The sequence below is a fragment of the Thalassospira sp. UBA1131 genome, from assembly GCF_002311515.1.
In the GTDB taxonomy this organism is placed as follows: Bacteria; Pseudomonadota; Alphaproteobacteria; order Rhodospirillales; family Thalassospiraceae; genus Thalassospira.
Genome location: NZ_DCAO01000104.1, coordinates 24,148 through 46,417 on the forward strand (window position 1 = coordinate 24,148; position 22,270 = coordinate 46,417).

Consider the following 22,270-nt stretch of genomic DNA (forward strand, 5'->3'; position numbering starts at 1 on the left):
CCATATCCCGAACCGGTCGGCATCTGTGCCAGACTGATCGGTTCGCGTCCGCGCATTTCGACAATGGCGCGCTCCGCGTCATGATCGAATGTCACGGCAAAGCGGCTTTGATCATCGCAGATAAACAATTCCGGGCCGGTCATCGGATCCGGGGTGCTGTTAAGCTGGCTTAACATCGCCTCGATCCGGCTGAGTGCCACCTTGCTTTGCGACAATGCCCCGCTGATTTCATGTTCATCGGGCTGGCTGGATGTGCCGTTGACGGTTTTGGTGCCACTGGAAAAGCGCCCCTGGGCGAAATCAAGTGTCAGGGTGTAATGAAGCGGTGCGTCACTTTCAGCCCCGCCGTAATTGACCCGCTTGGCGTCCTCGGCAAAGCGCAGCAATTGACCGTTGCGGTAATAAAGTTTGACGTCGCTTGATCCGTAATCACCAAGATCGCGATGTTCATCAACCAGAAGCGGTTCGCCGTCGGTTGTCACATAGGCCTTATAGGTCACGGTGTGGTCCGATGCGGAATACTGGCCGGGAATGACGCGCATGTTGGCCAGTTTGGCCTCGATCGCAGCAATGTCGTCAGGCACATCCGATCCATCGCCATTGCGCGCACCGTCACCCTGAACGCGTGGCACCTGGCGAACGACGATATCAACGTCGCTTGGCGCACCACGGGTCAGGACCGGGTAGCTTTGATCGTTGCGAAACAGAAGATCGCCATTGGCATTGACGATTTTGGCTTCCACCGCATAGCTGTGCTTGGGTTCGATATCATCAAGATCATAGGGCAAGATGAAAACCATCGGCGGATTTGCCACCGGCTGGCGCAGCGATGCGATTTCCACCGATGGCGCGTCAGCGCGCGAGACATCAAGCAACCGCACAACAAGGAAGGTATTGTCCGGCGAAAGTGCGATCCGTTCACGGTAACTGACCGATCCGGTGACGCTGTTGCTTGGTGATTGCAGGGCGGCACAGCCCGACAATATTGCGACCACGCCAAAGGCAATAAGCGCCCTTGCCCACATGGTTGCGGCGGTAACAGGTTTCATTTTAACCCCGGCTTGCTCGTATTTTTGGTGATGTGTTCTGCCACCACATAATGGTGACGCCAAACATACTGAAAACCAAGGCCAAAAATGGGCAAATCGCGCCAATTACCCGATTTAGGGCACCCAAGGGGCTGTTTGGCGCGATTTGCACGTAAGGCGATGCAATCCTGACGGAAAATGCCTAGCCGGCAAACGGGTGGCACAGTTGGCCGGCAACCTCGGTTCGGATCGACAACAGCGCACCTTCAAGTGGATTGCCATTGTCTTCCAGACCGACCGCGGCCGAAGTGATATAAAGCGTCTTGAGGTCCGGGCCACCAAACACGCAACTGGTCGGCTGGGTTACCGGCAGGTCGATGATGCGATCGACACTGCCATCCGGCGCAAAGCGGATCAGGCATCCCCCGCCCCACCGCGCATTCCAGATATAGCCATCGGCATCCATCGCCGAGCCATCCATATTGCCGCGATCCTGCGGCCCAAAGAACACCTTTGGATTGGATGGCACGCCAGTTTTCATGTCAAAGTCATAGACATTGAGTGTGTTGGCGATGGTATCGCCAAAGAACATCTTTGTGCCGTCTGCCGACCACAGCAGCGTGTTGGAAATCCCGATATTTTCGCCAAAACGCGATGTCTCGCCGTCCGCCGTGACACAGTTCAGCGTCCCGGTCGAAATGGTGACGGGCAGGTCTTCGCCATTCGGCCCGATATTGTTTTGCATGGTCCCGATCCAGAAACGGCCCATCGGATCGACCCGGCTTTCGTTCGATCGGTTGCCCGGATGATCGCCATCGGGGGCGACAAACGGGGTGGTTTTGCCACTGTCGGGATCCAGAAAGGCCAGCCCGTCGGCAAGGGCCACCAGAAGCCCGCCCTTTTGCCGCGGCACGATGGCGGCAACCGGCTGATCAAATACCCAGCTGCGCGATCCGCCGTCATCAGGGCGGAGCGCATAGGCCGTCTTTCCGACGATATCGACCCAGTACAGAACGCCATCTTCGGCATCCCAATGCGGGCCTTCCCCCAATGTGCATCGCAGATTTGGCAAAACGGTTTTTACGTTAGACATGGGTTCTCCCTGATCGCGGCGCGTCTGTTTTGGCGCCTTGTAATTGTATGACCATTCTTATCGCGGCAAACCGCCCGATGCGATCAAAATTATAAGCTTTCATTGCTAACCGGAATGATGCCCGCTGAAAAGTAATTTTATATGATGATTGGATCGGCTGCTTTAATTTTCCGCAGGCTGCAATCGCAACTCGGTTGCATTTAGAGAAAGTAATTGATAAGCATTCTCAGACTTTACAGCCCGCCTGCTTGCCGCTATCCGGCGATGGCGCAGTTTCCATTTCCCGGCGCATGAGTTTCCGTCCATGTTCGACCTGAAAGACGTCGCTTTCAAAAGTGATGGCAAAAAGCCAAAGACGCTGCTTGAGGACATCACAGTCGGTTTCCCGACCGGGGCGTTCAGCGCGATTGTCGGCCATAACGGATCGGGCAAAAGTACGCTGATCAAGCTTCTGGCGCGCAAAAACAAACCGGCATCCGGGGCCATCGCACTCGACGGACAGGACCTTGCCGATCATGGCACGCGCGATTTCGCCCGCAAGGTGGCCTATCTTCCGCAAAACCCGGTTGTCCCGCCGCATTTAAGCGTGCGCGAACTGGTGGCCTTTGGCCGCTATCCATGGCGCGGGGCGTTTGGGCGGTATCGTGACGAAGACCACGCCAAGATCGATCGGGCAATGGAACTAACCCACGTGACGGAGTTTTCCGACCGGCTGGTCGCAAGCCTTTCGGGTGGGGAACGCCAGCGGGTCTGGCTTGCCATGTTGCTCGCCCAGGATGCGCCGGTGCTGCTGCTTGATGAGCCGACCTCGGCCCTTGATGTCGGTCATCAGCGCGACATTTTGCAACTGGTCGTCAACCTTAAGGATCAGAACAATCTGACCGTGATTGCCGTCTTGCATGACATCGACATGGTCGGGCGTTTTGCCGATCACATTCTGGCACTGCGCGGCGGGCGCACCTGCTGGCAGGGCACGCCGCACGATTTCATGAATGGCGATACGCTGCGCGATATCTTCCAGACCGATATCGACGTCATCAAACTCAGCAACCCGGACCGCTTCATAAGCTATGTCGCCTAGCTGCTTGTGCACGTCTCCACATCAACAGGGATCAGGGAAATCATGACATCAAAACCTTGGATTGGCAGCATTGCAGCGCGCCTTTTGCTTGTCGCCGGAACGCTTGGCGCATGTGTCACAGCCCAGCCCGTCATGGCCGAGGAAACCTTTACCCATGAGTTGGGCGAAGTCACTCTTGAAACCCATCCGACCCGATTTGCCGCCTCGAACTGGTCCCTGACCGAGAGCCTTCTGGCACTTGGCATTGATCCGGTCGCCATTCCCGAGGCCGATGGATATCGCCTGTGGGTGGCGGAACCCAAATTGCCCGAAAACTTCAAGGATCTCGGCAACCGGCGCGAACCGAATTTCGAGGCCCTTCGCGAAGCCAAGCCGGACGCCATCCTGATCGGCGGCGAAATCTCGATGGCCTATGACAAACTGTCAGACTACGCGCCGACATTTGTCTATTCGATCTATAATACCGGCAGTGACGACCCCGCGATTGACCGGGCAGAAACCCTGTTGCGCAATGTTGCCAAACTGGCCGGTAAACCGGACGCCGCCGAGGATGTGATTGCATCGGTCAATGACCGGATTGAGGCCGCCGCAAAACGCATCCGCGATCATGTCGGCGATGACGCGAAATTCGCTGTTGTTCGCATTCTTGATGAATCGCATTTCCGCATTCACGGCAAGACATCGCTGTTTGGCTCCGTCCTTGGTCGCATGGGTTTTGCCAATGCCTGGGACGGGGATGTGAATGGCTGGGCGTTTCATAATGGCGATGTGTCGGATCTGGCCAAAATGGGCGATGTGCAGTTCGCCTATGTCGAGCCGATCGCACCGACCACGCGCGAAACCCTGTTTAACTCCGCGATCTGGAAGGCCATGCCGTTTGTGCGCAAGGGCCACGTCCATGCCATCCCGGCAAGCTGGACCTTTGGGGGGGTATTGTCCTCGGCACGCTTTGCCGAGTTGCTGGCCGATGCGGTTACGGGTACTGACACCGCCGCAAGCGGTTCGTAAGGGACATCTGGCATGAACATCCTTCGCGCGCTTGTTTGTCCGGTTTTGCTGTGTGCTGCCCTGATCGGTGCAAATGCGTCAACCGCAACCGCCGATCCGATAGAAATCGAACATGAACGCGGCATTTTGCGCCTCAACACCCCGGCCACGCGGGTGGCGACCATCAACTGGGCCTTTACCGAAAGCGTCATTGCCCTTGGCCTTGATCCGGTCGCCATTGCCGACCCGCAAGATTACGTCGACTGGGTTGCCAAGCCTGATCTTCCAGACAGCTTCGTTGACCTTGGCCAACGTTCATCGCCCAATCTAGAGGCGCTCCGTGCGGCGAAGCCGGATCTGATCATTTCCGTTCCCGATCTCGGAATGTCTTATGAAAAACTGGCCGCGATTGCGCCGGTTCTGGAACTCAGACTGTTTGATGGCAAGCGCCCCGCGTTTGAAACCGCGCGCGAGGTCTTTGGCAAAATCGCCAAGGCCACCGGACGCGAGGAAAAGGCCAAAGCGTATCTTGCCGATATTGATCAGGAATTGATCAAATATGGCGACCGTATCAAAACCGCCATCGGGCCAGATCAGACAATCAACGTTGTGTTCTTCTTTGATGAAAGCAATGTCGGCATCTTTGCCGATATCTCGCTCCCCGGTTCGGTGATGACGGCAATGGGCGTGCCGGTCGCCTATGACGGGGAAGTCAACAAGTGGGGCTTTGGCCGCGGCGGGCTGGAGATCCTTGCCCCCTATGCCAGGGAAACGCTGGTCTATACCAATCCGGTGCCCGACGTTGTGCTTGATAAACTTTTGAATTCCCCGATCTGGAAGGTGATGGATTTCACCCGTAACAACCGGGTTTATGAATTGCCGGTGGTCTGGGCCTATGGCGGGGTGCCGTCCGGGCTTCGTTTTGCCAAGCTCCTGACCGAGACCATTGAAAACGGCCCGCAATAATGAGCAACTCGGCACTTCAAGCTTCAGGCAGATCCGGCTTTACCGGCCCGCTGTCCATTCCGGCAATCCTGACAGGCATTCTGGGACTGTTGACCCTTGCCGTGCTGGTAATTGATTTCTGGCCGTATCTTGGCAATGGGCAGGCCACCCAGGCGATGTTCAGCCCGGATGAAACCGATTTTGATCAGATCCTGTTTCATTACAGTACCCTGCCCCGCCTTGCGATGGCGTTTCTGTGTGGTGCGGGTCTTGCACTGGCCGGGGCCGCGATCCAGACAGTTTTGCGCAATCCGTTGGCATCGCCGACAACCCTTGGTGTCGGTGCGGGCGTTGAGTTTGCCCTGACCCTGTTTGTCCTGCTGGCCCCGGCATCGCTTGCCATGTTTCAGGAGGCCTTTGCCCTTGCCGGGGGTCTGATTGCGCTCGGTGCGGTCTATCTGATTGCCGCCAATCGAGGTAACGCGACGCTGTGGCTCATTCTCGCCGGGATGATCGTCAATCTGCTGTTGCAGTCGGGATCGCAGATCATCCTGCTGTTTAACGAGCAATATCTGCAATCGATCTTCATGTGGGGGGCTGGCGATCTGGCCCAGAATGGCTGGGAGGATACGCAGTTTGTCTGGCCGCGTGTGCTGATCGGCATGATTGCCATTCTGGCCCTGTCGCGCCCGCTTGATCTTCTGGCCCTTGGCGATGATACGGCAAGTTCGCTGGGCGCGAAGGTCACGGTTCTGAGGCTGCTGATCCTTGGGCTTGCCGTTTTCATCACGGCATCGGTGATTTCGGCAGCCGGCATGATCGGCTTTGTCGGGCTTGCCATCCCGGCGGCCCTGCGGATTGCCGGTTTGTCACGGTCGCGCGATTTGATGATCTATTCGGTTTTCACCGGCGGTTTTGCGCTGGTCGTGATTGATTTTCTGGTGCGCCAGTTTAACGAATTTGGCGGCGATCCCTTGCCGACCGGGGCCGCCACCGCGCTCTTTGGCGCACCGTTCATCATTTTCATGTTGCGCAAGGCGCGCATCATGCCCGGCAGTCAAAGCGACGATCAGCACAGCGATCAACAGATCGTCTCCAAAACCGCCCTTTCGATTGCGCTTTCCCTCAGCCTTGTCATCGGTGTGGTGTTTTCATTATTCGTCTCGCTGGATGGCACTGGCTTTGCCGTTTTGGGCTGGCAGGACAGCAGCCTTGATATCCTGATCGGCCGTGCAGAACGCACCTTTGCTGCGATGATTTGCGGGGCAGCACTGGCGGTATCAGGCACGCTTATTCAACGCGTCGGTCGCAACCCGCTGGCAAGCCCCGAAATCACCGGGGTCAGTTCGGCCACTGCCCTTGCCATGATCCTGGCACTGGCGATTTTCGGTTTCGGACAACGTGCGGAATTGATGGTGATCGGGGCTGCGGGCGGGATTGCGTCGCTTCTGGTGTTGCTCGCCCTTTGTCGCAAATTCACCCATGCGCCGCATTATATGTTGCTCAATGGTCTGGCCATGACCGCCATTTTGGGCGCGATTGTCCGCATTGTTCTGACCCGCGGCGGCACGCAGACATCGATGCTGATGTCGTGGCTGGCAGGCACCACCTATTTCACCAATATGGACGAGGTGATGATTGTTGCCGGTGTCACCGGTGTGCTTCTGGTGGTGGCAATTGCGCTCAGGCGTCCGCTGGAACTGGCATCGCTTGGCACGGATCAATCCGTATCCTTGGGTCTTGGGATTTCGGGCTTCCAGTTTGCCATGATGCTGCTTGCTGCAATCTTGGCCGCTAGTGCAACCCTTCTTGTCGGGCCGCTCAGCTTCGTCGGGTTGATGGCGCCACATCTGGCGCGGGTCGCGGGATACCGCCTTGCCGGTGGTCATTTGCTGGGCGCTGTTCTGATCGGGGTTAATGTCATGATGGTGGCCGAATGGCTGGCGCGTAACATGATTTATCCGGCACAACTGCCGACCGGCCTGATCGCCGCCCTGATCGGGACGAGCTATTTCCTGATCCTTGCGGTCCGCAAACGGTGATCACAGGCGTCATGGCACTTCATGACGCCTGTCGAAATCTGGTCTGTTCGCGTTAGCCGTTTGGCGGAATGTAGTCGCCGTCAAACTTCAACAGATCATCTTTGATGTCATACCAGTCAGGCTTAGACGCGGTGTGGATATGCAAGGATGGGCGAATTTTCGGATCGTCATCAAGGGCTGATGCCGCCACAACGTAAATTTCGCCCGAAGACAAATCACCAAGCGACGTGCCGCATTCCTTGCAAAAGCAGCGGTCAAACTTTGCGTCCGGCCCCTTATATCGACCAATCACCTCTTCGCCGGTCAAGATATGAAGATCATCCGCCTTGCCAATCACCACGGCAGAAAACACGCCTGCCGCCTTGCGGCAGCGCGAACAGTGACAATAGCTTAGCGATGATGGTTCGCCGGCAATTTCGAACGTAACCTTGCCGCACAGGCAGCTTCCCTTGATCATTTTTAAATCCTGTTATGTGAGCCCTTCAAAAGGAACATAACATGAACATTTATAACATTCCAACCCCGGATCCGCATTCAGTCCGCCCGATCCGTTAGCGGTCCGACGGCGGCCAATCACGGGCAAGGGCAAATGCGGCATCAAGCGATGCAACATGTTTGACGGGGAATGGCAGCATCCGCGCAAAGTTGCTTTGTTCCGGGTCCTCTTCATCGTGACGGTGAACCGCGCCATCGCCGTGATGGTGTCCTTCATCAACCCGGATCAGGCCCTTGGCAAAGACGTTTAGGCGGTCGCGGTTTTGCTTGAACCAGATGGCGGCCTGTTTGCGGATTTCATGATCCTGATCGGCAAACCCCGACACGCGGAAAATCAGAATGGCCGGATCGCAGCGGGCGGCCAGTGCATCAAGTGCTCCAAGATAGGCCTTACCATCCGCATCACTTTGCCGATCAATCATTTCAAACAGGACGATGTCCGGGGCGGAGTTGCTTGATCGAAACATACTGGTTTCCTTTACGCGCAAGAGCCCGGCGGAAAACCGCCGGGCCGTTAATGGGTCTATCCGATGCAGATGCCGTCATCAGAATTCGCGGCGATAGCCGATCAATACGGTGCGGCCATGCCCGGCAACCGAATAGCCACGCAGTGCGGTTGCTGCTGGGTTTTCGTAGCTGGTATCAAGGATGTTTTCGATCCCGAAGCGCGCCATCCCGCCCAACAGCGGATAGTTGCCCGACAGGTTGAAAACAAGGCTTGGCTTGATCTTGGCATCTTCGATCTTGTAACGACCCGCCGTGTAGGTCCCGTCAAAGCGCATATTGAGATCACCCCAAACGTAGCTATCGACATAACCGGTAAAGCGGAACGGCGACGGGATGCGGTTGTTGGGAAGCCAGCTATCAAGATCACCGTCTTCGTTGGTGTCATAACGGCCTTCAACATAGGACGCCAACACCCCGACATAGGTCTCGTCCGAGATGTCGTATTCCCCGGTCAGTTCAGCACCGATGATGCGTTCCTTTTCCTGGCTGAGCTTGTTTTTCGAGGAATCATAGTTATCACCGCGCTCATTGGTGCTCATATAGATCGCACCGGTGGAGCGGAAATCGGTTCCGTCATAGCGGGCCGCCACCTCATAGGTTTTGACCTTAGACGCCTCGACATCAATGTCATTGAAGTTAAGCGGAATAGACGTGCCACTCAGTCCGGCGCGACGGGTATAGGCGCCAACATCCGGAACAGAAAAACCTTCGCTATAGCTAAATGATGTATCGATCCGGTCGGTCCAATGTACCACGGCAGATGCATTATAGGTCACCGCATCATAAGTCGTCTCGCCGCCGGTAAAGGCCGCGGCAAGAAGGATCTGCTGCGGGGTGCCGCCGTTGTAGCGCATATAGCTCGGACGGGTGAAATCCTTGACCGTCAGATCATATTCCTCGTAACGCACACCACCGGACAGATCGACATACCTGGTCACAGGTGCTGAAAGCTGGGCAAAGATGGCGTGACCTTCCTGCTCCATCGGGGCGCCGATATCCCGCCCGCTGACAGTTTCATATTCGACATCGTCAAAGGTCAGGTCCCCACCCCATGTCAAGGTCAGCCCCTCGTAAGCGACATCAAGATTGGTGTCGGTTGACAATTTCACACCGTATTTGACGGTATCAATGACGGATTGCCCCAACGGATCTTCAATCGCACCGTTGCTGGCAAGCGAGACAAGGCCAGGGTTGTGCGACGCGTTATATTCGGCACGCGCAGCCTGTTTGTAGCTGTCATTGTAAAACAGTTTCAGATCGCCAACGCCGATCTTGCCGAAATCAAACTCGTATCCGGCAGTGAAATACTGGCTTTCATCTTCAAGTGGTTGCGCCAGATAGGGGCTGTCATAATTGACCGACACCGGGTCGGTCGAAAGGTCGGCATAATATTCAATGTCCTGACGAAACCGCACGACTTCCGAGGATAAAAACAGGCGATGGCCTTCGGCAAGCGTGACACCTGCCTTGCCAAAGACATTGAGGTCTTCGGCATTATCAAACCCGCCCTGCCCCAGCATCGCATCCGAGGGCACCTGATTGCCATAACCGTCATAGGCATTGCCGGTTTTCGAACCGGTGATGCTGGCCGCCAGATCAACCGCACCAAAGCCGCCACTGCCCGACAAGGTCAGCGAAGGCGAGAAGCTGTCGCCGATGTCATCCGTGTAGCTTTTGGCATGGCCATCCACGACAAACACGTTTTTGCCGACTTCACCGGTCTTGGTGATGATGTTGATGGTTGCTCCGGTCGCACCATCCCCGTTCATCGCGTTCGAGCCGGGAATGACTTCGATGCTTTCGACCTGCTGAATATCGATCATTGAAAGGATGCGGCTGCTGTTGCGTAGCGGCGTGTTGCGGGCCACCCCGTCAACAAGGACCTGCACATCGCGGCCCCGGAAGGTTTCGGTGCTCGAGATCAGGCTTTGATCATCAAACATGAAGCCCGGCACATTGTTGCGAATGACATTGGTGATGTCGCTGCTTTTGGCCGACTGGGCTTCGATCTGATCAGGGCCGATCACCACAACCGACGGCGACATGGTGGCAATCGATCTGCGTGAACGGGTGGCGGTCACGACGACTTCGGGCAGGATCACCTGGCCCTGTGCATCGCCGGTAGTGGTTGTAACCGGCTTGATGATGACGCTGTCGTCAGAGACAAATTCAAACCCGTAACCGCTACCCGACAGTAAGCTTTTCAACGCCTCGCGGGCGGACATGTCAGCGGTCAGCGCACCACTTTCGATGCCCGAAAGATCACCCTGCACGACAAGCTGCAAGCCGAACTGATCGGCAACCTGATCAAGGGCGGTGCGCAGATCCCCGGCGGCGACCGTTACCGGCTGTGCGGTGTCAGACGCGGTTTGCGCCAAGCCTTGCGGAACCGATGCGATCATCAGTGTGGCAAACAGGGCTGTGCTGCCCAAAAGGCGGGACATTCCGAATTTTCTGGTTTCCCCAAAAGTCACGATATTCAAGTTCGAACCCCTTCGCATGAGAATAATAATGCAAATCACTATTATCTTCATGACGAACACCGCCGCGAAATGAGGAGGTGAAATTTTCTATTTTTTTGAAATTATTCTGAACCCGCCCGGAACAGCGCGGTCCGTAAGACCATAGGCCGCAAGAATGGCACCATAGGCCCCGTCCGGTTTGGTCAGATCGAAACTGCCCGAAACCGTAATTTCGCCCAAGCGCGGATCGCGCACGAAGCTGATACCCTCCATCAAAGGCGAAAGACGGGCAAACAACTCGTCAATCGGCATGTCATTGACCACCCAGCGACCATCGCGCCACGCGCCAACCCGATCCGATGCCACCATACCGTAATGCATGTCGCCATCCGCATCCTGCCAGGATGCCCGACCGGCGGTCAGACGGGCGAGTTTTGCGGTGCGGCTTTCAAGATCGACCGTGCCTTCGGATACCTCGACCCGGACATGCCCACCCCATTTTGAGGCGCTGAATGCCGTGCCGACCGCCGTGGCCGTCAGTTTGTTAAGATGAATACGCAGCGGTCGTGTGCTGTCCTTGGCGACTTCGATGAATACACCGCCTTCAAGGACGGTCAAATCACGGTACTGATCGCCATAGGCCAAGGCAACGCGCGTGCCCGGCTCCATCCAGATGCGTGATCCGTCGGCAAGTTCATGCACTTCACCGACAACACCGGGAGTGCTTTCCGCAATCAGGTCGGCATCAGGTTGAAACGCGGAATAACCCCACAGCCCGACCAGCAACAGAATGGTAACAATCGCCAACATCGGACGGGCGCGGCGTTTGGCCGATCGCATGCCCGGCAGGCGGTTATTGCCGCCTTCAAGCGCGCCTAATCGTTCAAGATCACGCCGGACGGCTTCGCTATCAAAGCCGGTGTCATGATCTGGTTTGCGCGACCTGATCGAATGGTCTTCATCGTCTGAAAATTCTGCTGCAGCGATTTCCATGCCCTGCCATGTCTGGCGGGCCCGGATCAGGCGTGCAGGGTTTTTCGGGTCCGCCGCCTGCCAGCGTTCAAAGGCAATTTCTTCAGCCGCACTTAGTTGCACATCATCAAGGCGCACAGCCCAGTAATCGGCAATATCGTCATTGCTTTGGCAGTCGTCGGAATAGCGGAATTCGGTCATGGCAGTGTCGTTACCCGGCTTCTGGCGGAGGGGGCTGTTGTAGGTTTGACGAACGGGCCGCGCAAAAGAGGATGTTTAATTTTCATGGCGCGCCAGCACCTGTTTGCAATGTCCGAGCGCCTGACGCAAATGCTTTTCGACCATATTGCGACTGATACCAAGTTGTTCGGCCACTTCCACGGTACTCAGATGATCGCGCTTGCACAGCAAGAACACCTCACGACAGCGCGGCGGCAGATCATCAATCGCACGTCGGATGATCTCAAGTCGCTGGCGATCTGAACTGATCTGTTCGGGGGTGACGGACTGGCTGCCGGCACCATCCATCTCGCTGATCTCGGTCGGATCGGTGAATTCAACCGGATTGCGATTGTGACGACGCAAGGCATCAATTGCCAGATTGGTCGCCATGCGCATCAAAAAGGCCGGAGGATTGGCAATGTCAGCCGGATCGATCTTGCGATGGCGCAGTTGCACGTAAAGATCCTGCAACACATCCTGGCTTTCGTCGCGCGCCGGCAGATATTTCTGCACCTGTCGCAACAAACGGTCATGATATTGCTGATAAAGACTATCCCAGGAACGGTCACAGACCGCCATAGCTGCACATCCAGAATTCGATAATGATAACTGTTATCATTATCGTTTATGCTTATAGGCAATCCTGACCATACGTCAATTCAAAAAGCATAGGCCCCTTCGACCATTCCCCGTGGGAAAGTCCCGGGATTGAAAACCAGCATCGCTATCTGAAAATCTTGCTGTGTTGGCCACAAAACAACTGCCGATTTAAGCCCTAACCTTGTGTTGGAGCTGTCCTAATGACAGCATGCGAAACCGCCAGACGGTGCGAGTCCCGGCACAGAAACCCCACATGCGGTCTCAGAGCGGCATTGCTTTGCACTCTATTCATCGGAAATTTCCGCCCAAAACCTATTCTAAAGAATAGGATCCTACTGTTTATCTGTCGTATAAATTAGATTTCACTCGACAAGAGGATATTTTACTTATAGTTGTTACTATAGCTTTATCACTAATTGCGAACTTTACACGTAGTAAACCATCGCCACTTTCCAGGTAGGAAATCCAATGGCACTCAACATTATATCCAACTATGCGGCAAATGTTGCGCATCGCAACTTGTCTGCTTCTGACGAGATGGCGACCCGTTCGCTGTCGAAACTGTCTTCTGGTACCCGTGTTGTTTCAGCACGTGACGATGCCGCCTCCATGGCCATCGGTGCGCGTTTGAATGCAACCACCCAGGCTCTCAAAACCGCGACCGTCAACGTTGGCCAGGCCAACTCGATGCTCCAGATCGCTGATGGCGGTATGGCAACCATTGATGATGTTCTCGTTCGCATGAAGACCCTGGCTGTCCAGGCATCGTCTGGCAACCTGTCCGACACCGAGCGCGGCTTCCTTAATGACGAATTCGTCCAACTGCGTGACGAGATCGACCGGATCGCATCCTCGACCAACTTCAATGGCATTCAGCTGCTTGGCGATGGGGGTGATGTTGCAATCAATCTCACACCTGCCACCAGCAACGAAGCGCTCAGGCCCGCTTTCGGCTTTGACCGGTTCGCGATCACGGACAACAATTACTGGGCACAGGACGTAGCTGCAGATGGTGTCGACGATAACGGGTTAGAGATAAGAATTAACGAAGGTTCCGGCGAGCAGGTCATCATGACTGTACTTACCGCGATTGATGGCTCTATCGAGCGGACCCAGTCAATTGATATCACCGATTTTGCCGCGACCGGCGGGTCTCGATCCATTGCTGCTGGCGAGAACACGGTGCTCAATTTTGATGAGCTGGGCCTGTCAATTACAGTAAACACCAACTTCTCCGACACCGTTGATTACGTTAGGGCCGGTACCGCAGGTTCCAATGATTTCGGCTTTGGTTCGGCCAACACCGATTTCATGGGAACTGGCGTCGATACATCCGCTGGCCAGTTCTTTTTCATGGAAGAGGACGCGGGCCAGCAGCTTTCCGACACAATTGAGTTCCAGGTCGGTGGCGGCAACACCGCCAATGATCGTCTTTCGATTAATTTGAGCGCGGTTGACTCTGCGGTACTGGGATCATCTGGTATCGGTCAGGAAACGCTCGAGGATCTTGGTGCTAACGCTATTAACACTGCTGCAGGCGCCCAGAACGCGGTTGAAGTTGTGACGCGTGCGATTGACGACTTGCAGCGCGCACGTGCCGCAATCGGTACATCCCAGAACCGTCTGGACTTTGCCGCCCAGAACCTTGCGTCTACGCAGGAAAATACGGAATCGGCGCGTTCCACCCTGCTTGATCTGGATGTTGCCGCTGAAATGACGGCCTTTACATCCAAACAGATTTTGGTTCAGTCCGGTGTTGCCATGCTGGCCCAGGCCAACCAGATGCCGCAAAACCTGCTGCGGTTGCTGCAAGGCTAACGGACCAAATCCGACAAACTTTTTGACGTGCCTACCTGTTGCAACAATGGCCCGAACGAAACTCGTTCGGGCCATTGATTTTAGGGAGTTCTGAGATCGAATACCGACCTTGGATCAGTCTTCAAAATGGCCCTTGGCGGCAAAACCACCGCCCTGATAAATCACAGCCGGGTCTTTGCGATCTTCGGGCGGGAAGGCAGCCTCGATCTCGGCCCGGAATTGTTCGGAGCTGTCTTGCGGTTTCCAGCCAAGGAAGTCCGCGTGATCATTGCTCCACCATTTCGATGTATTGTCCGAAACCCCGTACATCACGAGATGGCCGGTCATGGGTGCTGCAAAGATCGCCTTCATCAACGAGATAAAATCACGCGGGCTCATCCAGGTTGACAGCATGCGGCGATCCTTTGGCTTCTCAAAGCAGGAGCCAATGCGCACCGATACCGTTTCAACATCGAACTTGTCGAAATAGTAGCTTGCCATCGCCTCGCCGTAACATTTGGTCACGCCATAAAGGCTGTCGGGGCGTTGTTCGGATGTGTCATCAAGCTTGGTCGTGCGCTTATGAAAACCAATCGCATGGTTGGAGCTGGCAAACATGATGCGCTTAACGCCATTCTGACGCGCACCTTCATAAAGGTTATAGGTGCCGGCAAGATTGGCCTGAAGCAGGTCATCAAAGGCCGCCTCGATTGAAATGCCGCCAAGATGAATGATGCCATCAACATCCTTGGTCAGCTCGATCACGGCTGCACGATCCGACAGATCGCATTGCACGACTTCTTCGTTTGGGCCAGCCGGGTCCATTGGGGAAATATCTGACAGGCGAATGACATCGGCATAGCCCTTAAGCCCTTCGCGGCAGATCTTGCCAAGGTTTCCACCGGCACCGGTGATCAGCAAACGTTTCATAATTATCCTCTTTGGTATCGATTTTTCCCACGATCAATTACCGCCGAACACAAGGTTCGGAAGCGTCAATGAAATCGCAGGAATATAGGTTGTCAGCAAAAGGGCCGTCAGGATCGCCAGATAAAACGGCCAGATCGTCTGAACGGCCTTTTCGATTTTCACCCCGCCAATCGCGCAGCCGACAAACAGGCACGATCCCACAGGCGGTGTACACAGGCCAAGGCCCAAATTCATCATCAAAACCATGCCGAACTGGATCGGGTCCATGCCGAACTGCATGGCAAGCGGCAGGAAGATCGGCGTGCAAATCAGGATGAGTGCCGCCATATCCATGATCATGCCAGCAACCAGCAACATGACATTGATCAGAAGCAGCACCATGATCGGATTGTCGGTAATGCCGGTGATCGCATCGGCCAAGGCATCAGGAACCTGATAAAAGGCCAGCATATAACCATAGGCCGACGCACAGCCAACCAGCAGCATCACAAGGGCCGTCGTCTTGGCCGATTGTTTGACCGCGGCAATAAAACCGGCCCAGCTCAGTTCACGATAGACCAACCCGGTAATGATCAGGGCATAGGCCACACCGATGGCCCCTGATTCGGTTACGGTGAACACACCGCTCAGGACCCCGCCGACAATGATCACAGCGGTAAAGAAGCCCGGCAGTGCGCGAACAGCCGTGCGCCAAACCACTGCCCAACCCGGGAACGGTTCCGCCGGATAGCCGTGCTTGATCGCAACCAACCAGGTCGCAAGCCCGAGCAGCAGGCACATGATAATGCCCGGCACCACACCGGCCATGAACAGCTTGGAAATCGAAATGCCGCCACCGGCCGCCACCGCATAGAGGATCATGTTGTGGCTGGGCGGGATCATGATCCCGGCGATTGATGAGGTCACCGTGACATTGACCGCATAATCCGCGCGGTAGCCTTCCTTCTTCATCACCGGGATCAGGATAGAGCCAAGGGCCGATGTATCGGCCACGGCAGAACCGGAAATGCCGCCAAACAGCATCGATGAAAACACATTCACAATGCCAAGGCCGCCGCGCCGACTGCCGACAAGGGCGGTCGCAAATTGCACAAGCCTGGTCGCAATCCCGCCGTGAAGCATCAATTCACCGGCAAAGATAAAGAACGGAATGGCAAGCAACGAAAAGGCCGAAATCCCCGATCCGATGCGCTGAAACGCAATCAGGGTCGGAAGGCCTTCGACGAAGAACGCGCCAAGGGCGGCAAAACCAAGTGCGATGGCAACGGGCATGCCGATCAGAATACCAATGGCAAACACGCCCAGAAGAATGGTCATGCCCATGTTATTTCACGTCCTCGTTCAGCAAATCATCATGGTAAATGCGGGCCTGGGAAATGGTTTTCCACCGCGCCGCGATCTTGAGGATATGAACCACGCTGTAAAACATGATCCCGGCCCCGCACACCGCCATCGGAACGGACCGCAAGCCATCTGAAATATGAATGATCGGCATGGTCTTGGCCCAGTTAAACGCAACCAGATCCATCGCCCCGATCAGCATCCAATAGCCAAACCACGCCGACGCGCCATACCCGATGGCCGCAACAATGGCGGCCATTTTCGGCGGCAAAGCATCGCGGAAAAAGGAAACGGAAAGGTGGCTGTTGTCGCGGATGCCAGCAGCTGCGACCGGAAAGGTAATCAGCACAATCAGAATAAGCGAAACCTGTTCGACCCAGGTCGGTGTTTCATTGAGGACATAACGCCCGAACACCAGCCAGGCGAAACTCGGGATCAGTGCGACAAGGGCCAAACCACCAATCAGGTTCAGCACCCCGGCAATCCCGCCGCCCAAGCGATCAATCACATTAACAAAACGAGAAAACATCTACGCGCTACCAGAAACAGATAAACGACGAACATACTAAGCGCAGCCAAAAAGAAGGGCGACGATATTATCGCCGCCCTTCAGATATTTAAGGCCTTATTTCTGCGCGTCCTGGATCGCCTTGACCAGATCGGCAAGATCCGGGTTGGCTTTCAGGAAGTTGTCATAGACCGGCTGCATGGCATCCTGGAAAGCCTGCTTGTCGGCGATCTCGTTGACTTCGATGCCGGCGGCAATGACTTTTTCCTTGGACTGCTCTGCACGATCGGCCCATGCGGCACGCTGTACGGTCACCGACGCTTCAGCTGCTTCGTGGACGATTTTCTTTTCCTCGTCCGACAGGCTGTCATAAAGCGCCTTGTTCATGCACAGGCATTCCGGAAGGATCAGGTGCTGGGTGACGGAATAGTATTTCGCCGCCTCAAAATGGCCGGAGCTGTCATAAGACGGGTAGTTGTTTTCCGCACCATCGATCACGCCGGTTTTCAGCGACTGATAGACCGAGCTATAGGCCATCGGGGTCGCGTTACCGCCAAGCGCATCAACCATCTGAACATAAAGATCGTTGCTCATGACGCGGAATTTCAAACCGTCAAGGTCAGCCGGGGTATTGATCGGACGCTTGGAGTTATAGAACGAACGCGCACCAGAGTCATACCAACCAAGCGGCTGCAAGCCAGCTTCGATCAGGCCATCGGCAATCTGCTGACCAGCCGGGCCATCCATGACTTCATGCATGGCATCGACGCTTTTGAAGATGAAAGGCAGCGACACAACGTTGGCTTCGGGCGCAACTTCACCCAGCGGGCCGAGGTTGAAAACAGCCCAGTCCAGACCACCGAGGCGGACCTGCTGGATTGCATCAGGCTGATCGCCCAGAACGCCACCGTGGTAAACCTTGGCTTCCAGATCGCCACCGGACTTTTCATTGATCAGCTTGGCGAATTCTTCCATGCCGGTCGAAACCGGGTATTCCGGCGGATGAATGTTCCAGCCGCGCCATTCCTTCGCCTGCGCACCGGATGCCAGCGCCACGGATACGGCAGCTGCCGCAATCGTCAGCGTTGTGGTTTTGATAAACTTGTTCATTTCAGGTCCTCCCAGACAATCTGTTGTCTATTTCATTGAAGCATTTTGCCCTTTTGGGTCTTGTTCTTATCATTTAATCCTACAATTCAGCACTTGTAAACATAACTGTAAGATTTGTTAACAACTAAGTTGCGAACGGCATCAAATTCCCGATCACCGATTGCAGCTTTAGCGTCCCATTCTGCCTCCCGGCAGGCGAACCTGCCGGGAAATAACAAGTCATATGTCGCACGTTGGCGACCCGCCATCAGGCAGCGCGAAGGGCCGCGTCGCCGTATGCCTTGCGGATCACATCGGCCAGCATGTCATGTTCCGCATCCGTCAAATCGGTCAGCGGACTGCGTACCGGGCCGGTATCGCGCCCGATCACGCGCATGCCCGCCTTGACGATGGAAACGGCGTAGCCCTTTCCACGATTGCGGATATCAAGATAGGGATAGAAAAATTCGGTCAGTGCGCGGCTCATCGCGGCGTCATCGTCACGGCCGAGCGCGTCATAGAAATCAAGCGCCTGTTGCGGCAGGAAGTTAAAGATCGCCGATGAATAGGTTGTCACACCGGCTGCCTTGTATGCCTTGGCAAAAACCTCGGCTGTCGGCATGCCGCCGATATAGGACAGGCGATCCCCGATCACGGTGCAAACCTTGGTGACCATTTCGATATTGCCATGGCCGTCCTTGAACCCGACCAGGTTCGGGCAGACGTCACACAGCTTGGCAAGTGTTTCGGCCGTAATGATCGAATTGTCGCGGTTATAGACAATCACACCGATATCGACCGCATCACACACCGCCTTCACCCGGGCAAACAGGCCTTCCTGTTCGGCACCAACCAGATATTGCGGCAACAACAAAAGACCATCCGCACCGGCCTCCTCGCAGGCCTTGGCAAGTTCAACCGCCATGGCCGTGCCATACCCGCACCCGGCGATGATCGGGGTGTCGCCGGCAACTTCCTTGGCCGCACGCACGGTTTCGACCACCTCGGCCGGGGTCAGGGAAAAGAATTCCCCGGTGCCACCGGCGGCAAACAGGGCGGTTGCCGGATATTGCGACAGCCAGCCGACATGCGTGCGATAGGTCGCAAGATCAAGCGCGCCTTCGGCATCAAAAGGCGTCACCGGAAAAGAAAGCAACCCGGCGCCAATCGCCTTTTTCATCTCTAGATAGTGCATCAAGCGTCCCTAATGTCTGAATACGTCAAATAACTATGACGATTCTATAAATTCATCATATCATTTTGTCAAACATAATACTCAGACTTTTTAAAATCACCAGAAACCGCAGAAAACATGGATTTCTTGGTCATTCCGACAATGTACGACTTTGGAATGAATCAGGAAGATCTGGTCGATTTCACCGAATCGCGGCAATTGGTATGATGACTTTGACAACAAAGCCCGCTAGGCTCTGGCGACCAAATCAATTGCCACAAACAAGAAGACCGGGAATGACTGATATCACCGCCGCCAGCCGCATCCTTGCCGATGCCTTTACCACCCACACCCTGATTGATCCCCTGCCTGCTGACATTGCCCCCAAAACCTTTGAGGAGGCCTATGCCATTCAGGACGCCACCCTTGCCGAGGTCGGCATTGCGCAGGCGGGCTGGAAGCTTGCAGTTGCGACCCGTGCGGCACAGGAAAAGATCGGTGCCGATGGCCCGCTGGTGGGGCCGTTGCTGGATGGACGTATTCTTGGCGATGGCGCGACACTGACTACCAAGGACATCCATTTCCCCAATATCGAGGCGGAAATTGCGGTTGTCATGGACAGCACCCCTGCCCCGGATGCGACATCAAGCGACATCCTTGATCATATCAAAAGCATGCATCTGGCAATCGAGATTGCCGATCGCCGCTATCATGAAAAACAGGACCCGATCCAGACACTGGCAGACCTGAATTCGACCAGTCACTTCATCCTGGGCGCTGAAATTGACAGCTGGCGCGATCTTGGTTTTATTGGCGGCAAAGTCACCACCAAAAGTAACGGTGAAGTCCTTGCCAGCAATGATGATCCGGATGCCTGGCCAGAGATATTTGGCGGGCTTGAATATCTGGTCGGGTTCCTTGCCAAGCGCGGCAAAAGCCTGAAGCCAGGAGACGTCATCACCACCGGCGCCTGCGCGCTTCCGACCATTACGCCGCATGGCAAGATCGAGGCGATCTTTGAGGGGCTTGGCACTGTGACGGCTGAAATCAAAAAGGTCTGATCAAACCGACCCCAAAGAAAAAGGCCATGCAGATTTCCCTGCATGGCCTTTTTGGTTTTAGCGGACCTCTTAGCGGGGTTGCGCGCGGCGCTCGCTATTTTCACGGAACTTGGTCACTGGCACACCGGGCACTTCAACGCGCAGCTTGACCAGCTTCCCGGCATGCGGGAATTCAGCACGCTTTTCCGGGCTATAGCCTTCCTGATGGCTGGTGACATACAGCGTTTTCATGTCGGGCCCGCCAAAGCACGGCATGGTCGGATTGGGCATTGGCATCGGGATCGATTTCAAAAGCGTCCCGTCGGGGGCAAAGCGGTTAAGGTTGCCCGCCGACACACCCGCCGACCAATAGCATCCTTCGGCATCCACAGCGCCGCCATCCGGACGGCCAAGCCGATCATCGAGATCAAGATAACGCGTGCAGTTGGAAATATTGCCCGTTGCAACATCGAAATCCCAGCGATTGACCCACGGCCCGCGTGAGTCCGAGTGATACATTTTCGATCCGTCACCGGACCAGGCAATACCGTTGGAAATCTTGAAACCGGTTGCCTTTTCCTCGATCTTGCCATCAGCCGTAATGCGATAGAGCGAGGCAATTGGCATCTTTTCAGGGTTGTCATCCATGGTGCCGACCCAGAACGCGCCATCCGGCCCGATCTTGCCATCATTGGTGCGGCTGTTGATCCCGTCTTCAATGCGACACAGCGGTGCACGCGCATCGGTTTTCGGATCAAGGAAAAGGATATCCTTACGCAGGGCCACGATAATGCGGCCCTGATCGGTCAGCCCGAAACAGCCAAGCTCGCTGTCAAAGGTCCATGTCTTGCGAAGGCCCGTGGCAACATCAAGCGCATGCAGTTTGCAATTAAGAATGTCTGTCCAGTAAAGCCGATTGTTGGCCGCATCCCAATTGGGGCATTCCGCCAAAGTGAAAGTCTCATCACTGAGAATTTCCGGCTGATACATTACACCACCGGTCATCGCACACTCCCAAATTCATATGATTAATTTTTGTTGTGTCTGGTTTGCCAGTCCGGGGCCCTGTTCGTCAACAGGATTTGTGCCCGCCCCTGCCCGTACCCCTCAGGCCGGGCGGCACATCTGATTACTTGTCGCGGGCGTGGTCGGTAACGCGTTGGCGGGCCTGATGCAGGTGATAGCGCATCATCAGTTCGGCACTATTGCCATCATGGCCAAGGATCGCATCATAGATCTGGCGGTGTTCAGACAGCACCTTTTGCGCACGTTCGGCCGAGCCCCCACGTGTGATATTAAGCGCCACACGCATGGATTTCGACATTACTTCATGCAGGGAATTAAGGATGGTCACGAAAATCTCGTTACCGCTGGCACGCGCAATCGCCATGTGAAAGGCCAGATCGGCCTTATCGGCAATATCACCGGCCGATACCCCGTCTTCGAGCAGTTTAAGCGCATTTTCAATTTCGCGATGATGGCGGGGGCTGGCGCGTTCGGCGGCCATGCGGGCCGTTGTGCCCTCAATCGCCGAACGTGCTTCAAAGCAACGCAGAAGCCCCGCGACATCACTGACACCGCCAAACTCGATCAGGCCTTGTGGCGGGCGTTTTTTGACAAACGACCCGACCCCCTGGCGGGCATAGACAAGTCCATCGGATTGCAGTTTGCGCAACGCTTCGCGCACAACCGGGCGCGACACGCCAAAGGATGCACAAATTTCATTTTCCGAGGGCAGCTTCGCACCTTCGGCAAGGTTGCCCGAGATGATCTGTTCAAGGATCTGACCATAAAGCTGATCGGCAAGCTTTTCGCGCTTCTGAACCCTTAAAAGCAATTCCGACATCCGTCCCCCGGACTTGTTATCTTGTAAAACTTACTTGTAAGTTTTTATCGATAAACTTCTGGTCGGTAAAGCCTTTGCCGATCTGCCCGCCGTTTCGGATCAATCCACCAG

General features: G+C 55.5%; 20 protein-coding genes. 6 read left to right on the forward strand and 14 right to left on the reverse strand.

Annotated elements, in window-relative coordinates; translation table 11 throughout:
• Together B3Z49_RS16240 and B3Z49_RS16245 are read right to left on the reverse strand one after the other, a co-directional pair.
• A partial coding sequence (locus B3Z49_RS16240) for a YbaY family lipoprotein (protein WP_296992759.1) occupies nt 1-1,049 on the reverse strand: 1,049 nt, incomplete at its 3' end.
• Nucleotides 1,050-1,230: 181 nt separating this feature from the next.
• Nucleotides 1,231-2,121, reverse strand: a complete 891-nt coding sequence (locus B3Z49_RS16245) for an SMP-30/gluconolactonase/LRE family protein (protein WP_296992761.1) — start codon at nt 2,119-2,121, stop codon at nt 1,231-1,233.
• Nucleotides 2,122-2,425: 304 nt separating this feature from the next.
• Between B3Z49_RS16245 and B3Z49_RS16250 the strand changes: the two genes are divergently transcribed.
• The 4 genes from B3Z49_RS16250 to fhuB are packed head-to-tail and all read left to right on the forward strand — an operon-like array spanning nt 2,426 to nt 7,176.
• Nucleotides 2,426-3,202 carry an ABC transporter ATP-binding protein gene (locus tag B3Z49_RS16250; RefSeq protein ID WP_296992763.1) on the forward strand — a complete coding sequence of 259 codons (777 nt, stop codon included), beginning with the start codon at nt 2,426-2,428 and terminating at the stop codon, nt 3,200-3,202.
• Nucleotides 3,203-3,244: 42 nt separating this feature from the next.
• Nucleotides 3,245-4,210, forward strand: coding sequence for an iron-siderophore ABC transporter substrate-binding protein (locus tag B3Z49_RS16255; RefSeq protein ID WP_296992766.1), 966 nt, complete (start codon nt 3,245-3,247; stop codon nt 4,208-4,210).
• A 12-nt stretch (nt 4,211-4,222) separates the two neighbouring features.
• Nucleotides 4,223-5,155: an ABC transporter substrate-binding protein gene (locus B3Z49_RS16260; RefSeq protein WP_296992768.1), complete on the forward strand. Its 933-nt coding sequence runs from the start codon at nt 4,223-4,225 to the stop codon at nt 5,153-5,155.
• Nucleotides 5,155-7,176, forward strand: coding sequence for a Fe(3+)-hydroxamate ABC transporter permease FhuB (gene fhuB, locus B3Z49_RS16265; protein WP_296992770.1), 2,022 nt, complete (start codon nt 5,155-5,157; stop codon nt 7,174-7,176). The genes B3Z49_RS16260 and fhuB overlap by 1 nt, the downstream gene beginning before the upstream one ends.
• 52 nt (nt 7,177-7,228) lie before the next feature.
• On the opposite strand, the gene B3Z49_RS16270 is transcribed toward fhuB, so the two are convergent.
• From B3Z49_RS16270 to B3Z49_RS16290, 5 genes are all read right to left on the reverse strand, one after another.
• Entirely contained in the window at nt 7,229-7,633 is a 405-nt protein-coding gene (locus B3Z49_RS16270) for a GFA family protein (RefSeq protein WP_296992772.1), read from the reverse strand.
• 94 nt (nt 7,634-7,727) lie between these two features.
• Nucleotides 7,728-8,138, reverse strand: coding sequence for a hypothetical protein (locus B3Z49_RS16275; RefSeq protein ID WP_296992773.1), 411 nt, complete (start codon nt 8,136-8,138; stop codon nt 7,728-7,730).
• 78 nt (nt 8,139-8,216) lie between these two features.
• On the reverse strand, nt 8,217-10,622 hold the full coding sequence (locus tag B3Z49_RS16280; protein WP_296992775.1) for a TonB-dependent receptor domain-containing protein: 2,406 nt from the start codon (nt 10,620-10,622) through the stop codon (nt 8,217-8,219).
• 126 nt (nt 10,623-10,748) lie between these two features.
• Nucleotides 10,749-11,813: a FecR family protein gene (locus B3Z49_RS16285; RefSeq protein ID WP_296992777.1), complete on the reverse strand. Its 1,065-nt coding sequence runs from the start codon at nt 11,811-11,813 to the stop codon at nt 10,749-10,751.
• A gap of 75 nt (nt 11,814-11,888) precedes the next feature.
• Complete coding sequence (locus B3Z49_RS16290; protein ID WP_286791755.1) at nt 11,889-12,413, reverse strand: RNA polymerase sigma factor; 525 nt, start codon at nt 12,411-12,413, stop codon at nt 11,889-11,891.
• Between the two features lie 489 nt (nt 12,414-12,902).
• Between B3Z49_RS16290 and B3Z49_RS16295 the strand changes: the two genes are divergently transcribed.
• Nucleotides 12,903-14,252 (forward strand): flagellin, encoded by a 1,350-nt coding sequence (locus B3Z49_RS16295; RefSeq protein WP_296992779.1) that lies wholly within the window; start codon nt 12,903-12,905, stop codon nt 14,250-14,252.
• Between the two features lie 114 nt (nt 14,253-14,366).
• On the opposite strand, the gene B3Z49_RS16300 is transcribed toward B3Z49_RS16295, so the two are convergent.
• From B3Z49_RS16300 to kdgD, 5 genes are all read right to left on the reverse strand, one after another.
• Nucleotides 14,367-15,161 carry an NAD-dependent epimerase/dehydratase family protein gene (locus tag B3Z49_RS16300; protein ID WP_296992781.1) on the reverse strand — a complete coding sequence of 265 codons (795 nt, stop codon included), beginning with the start codon at nt 15,159-15,161 and terminating at the stop codon, nt 14,367-14,369.
• A gap of 33 nt (nt 15,162-15,194) precedes the next feature.
• Nucleotides 15,195-16,484: a TRAP transporter large permease gene (locus B3Z49_RS16305; protein ID WP_296992783.1), complete on the reverse strand. Its 1,290-nt coding sequence runs from the start codon at nt 16,482-16,484 to the stop codon at nt 15,195-15,197.
• Between the two features lies 1 nt (nt 16,485).
• The gene (locus tag B3Z49_RS16310; RefSeq protein ID WP_008890159.1) at nt 16,486-17,031 is read right to left on the reverse strand and encodes a TRAP transporter small permease; all 546 of its coding nucleotides are present in this window, start codon (nt 17,029-17,031) and stop codon (nt 16,486-16,488) included.
• Nucleotides 17,032-17,127: 96 nt separating this feature from the next.
• Complete coding sequence (locus B3Z49_RS16315; RefSeq protein ID WP_296992785.1) at nt 17,128-18,120, reverse strand: TRAP transporter substrate-binding protein; 993 nt, start codon at nt 18,118-18,120, stop codon at nt 17,128-17,130.
• 247 nt (nt 18,121-18,367) lie between these two features.
• Nucleotides 18,368-19,294 carry a 5-dehydro-4-deoxyglucarate dehydratase gene (kdgD, locus tag B3Z49_RS16320; RefSeq protein WP_064788405.1) on the reverse strand — a complete coding sequence of 309 codons (927 nt, stop codon included), beginning with the start codon at nt 19,292-19,294 and terminating at the stop codon, nt 18,368-18,370.
• Nucleotides 19,295-19,569: 275 nt separating this feature from the next.
• Between kdgD and B3Z49_RS16325 the strand changes: the two genes are divergently transcribed.
• Nucleotides 19,570-20,334, forward strand: coding sequence for a 2-keto-4-pentenoate hydratase (locus B3Z49_RS16325; RefSeq protein WP_296992787.1), 765 nt, complete (start codon nt 19,570-19,572; stop codon nt 20,332-20,334).
• Between the two features lie 69 nt (nt 20,335-20,403).
• On the opposite strand, the gene B3Z49_RS16330 is transcribed toward B3Z49_RS16325, so the two are convergent.
• Together B3Z49_RS16330 and B3Z49_RS16335 are read right to left on the reverse strand one after the other, a co-directional pair.
• The gene (locus B3Z49_RS16330) at nt 20,404-21,318 is read right to left on the reverse strand and encodes an SMP-30/gluconolactonase/LRE family protein (protein ID WP_063087900.1); all 915 of its coding nucleotides are present in this window, start codon (nt 21,316-21,318) and stop codon (nt 20,404-20,406) included.
• A gap of 124 nt (nt 21,319-21,442) precedes the next feature.
• Nucleotides 21,443-22,159, reverse strand: a complete 717-nt coding sequence (locus B3Z49_RS16335; protein ID WP_008890164.1) for a FadR/GntR family transcriptional regulator — start codon at nt 22,157-22,159, stop codon at nt 21,443-21,445.
• Nucleotides 22,160-22,270 lie beyond the last annotated feature (111 nt).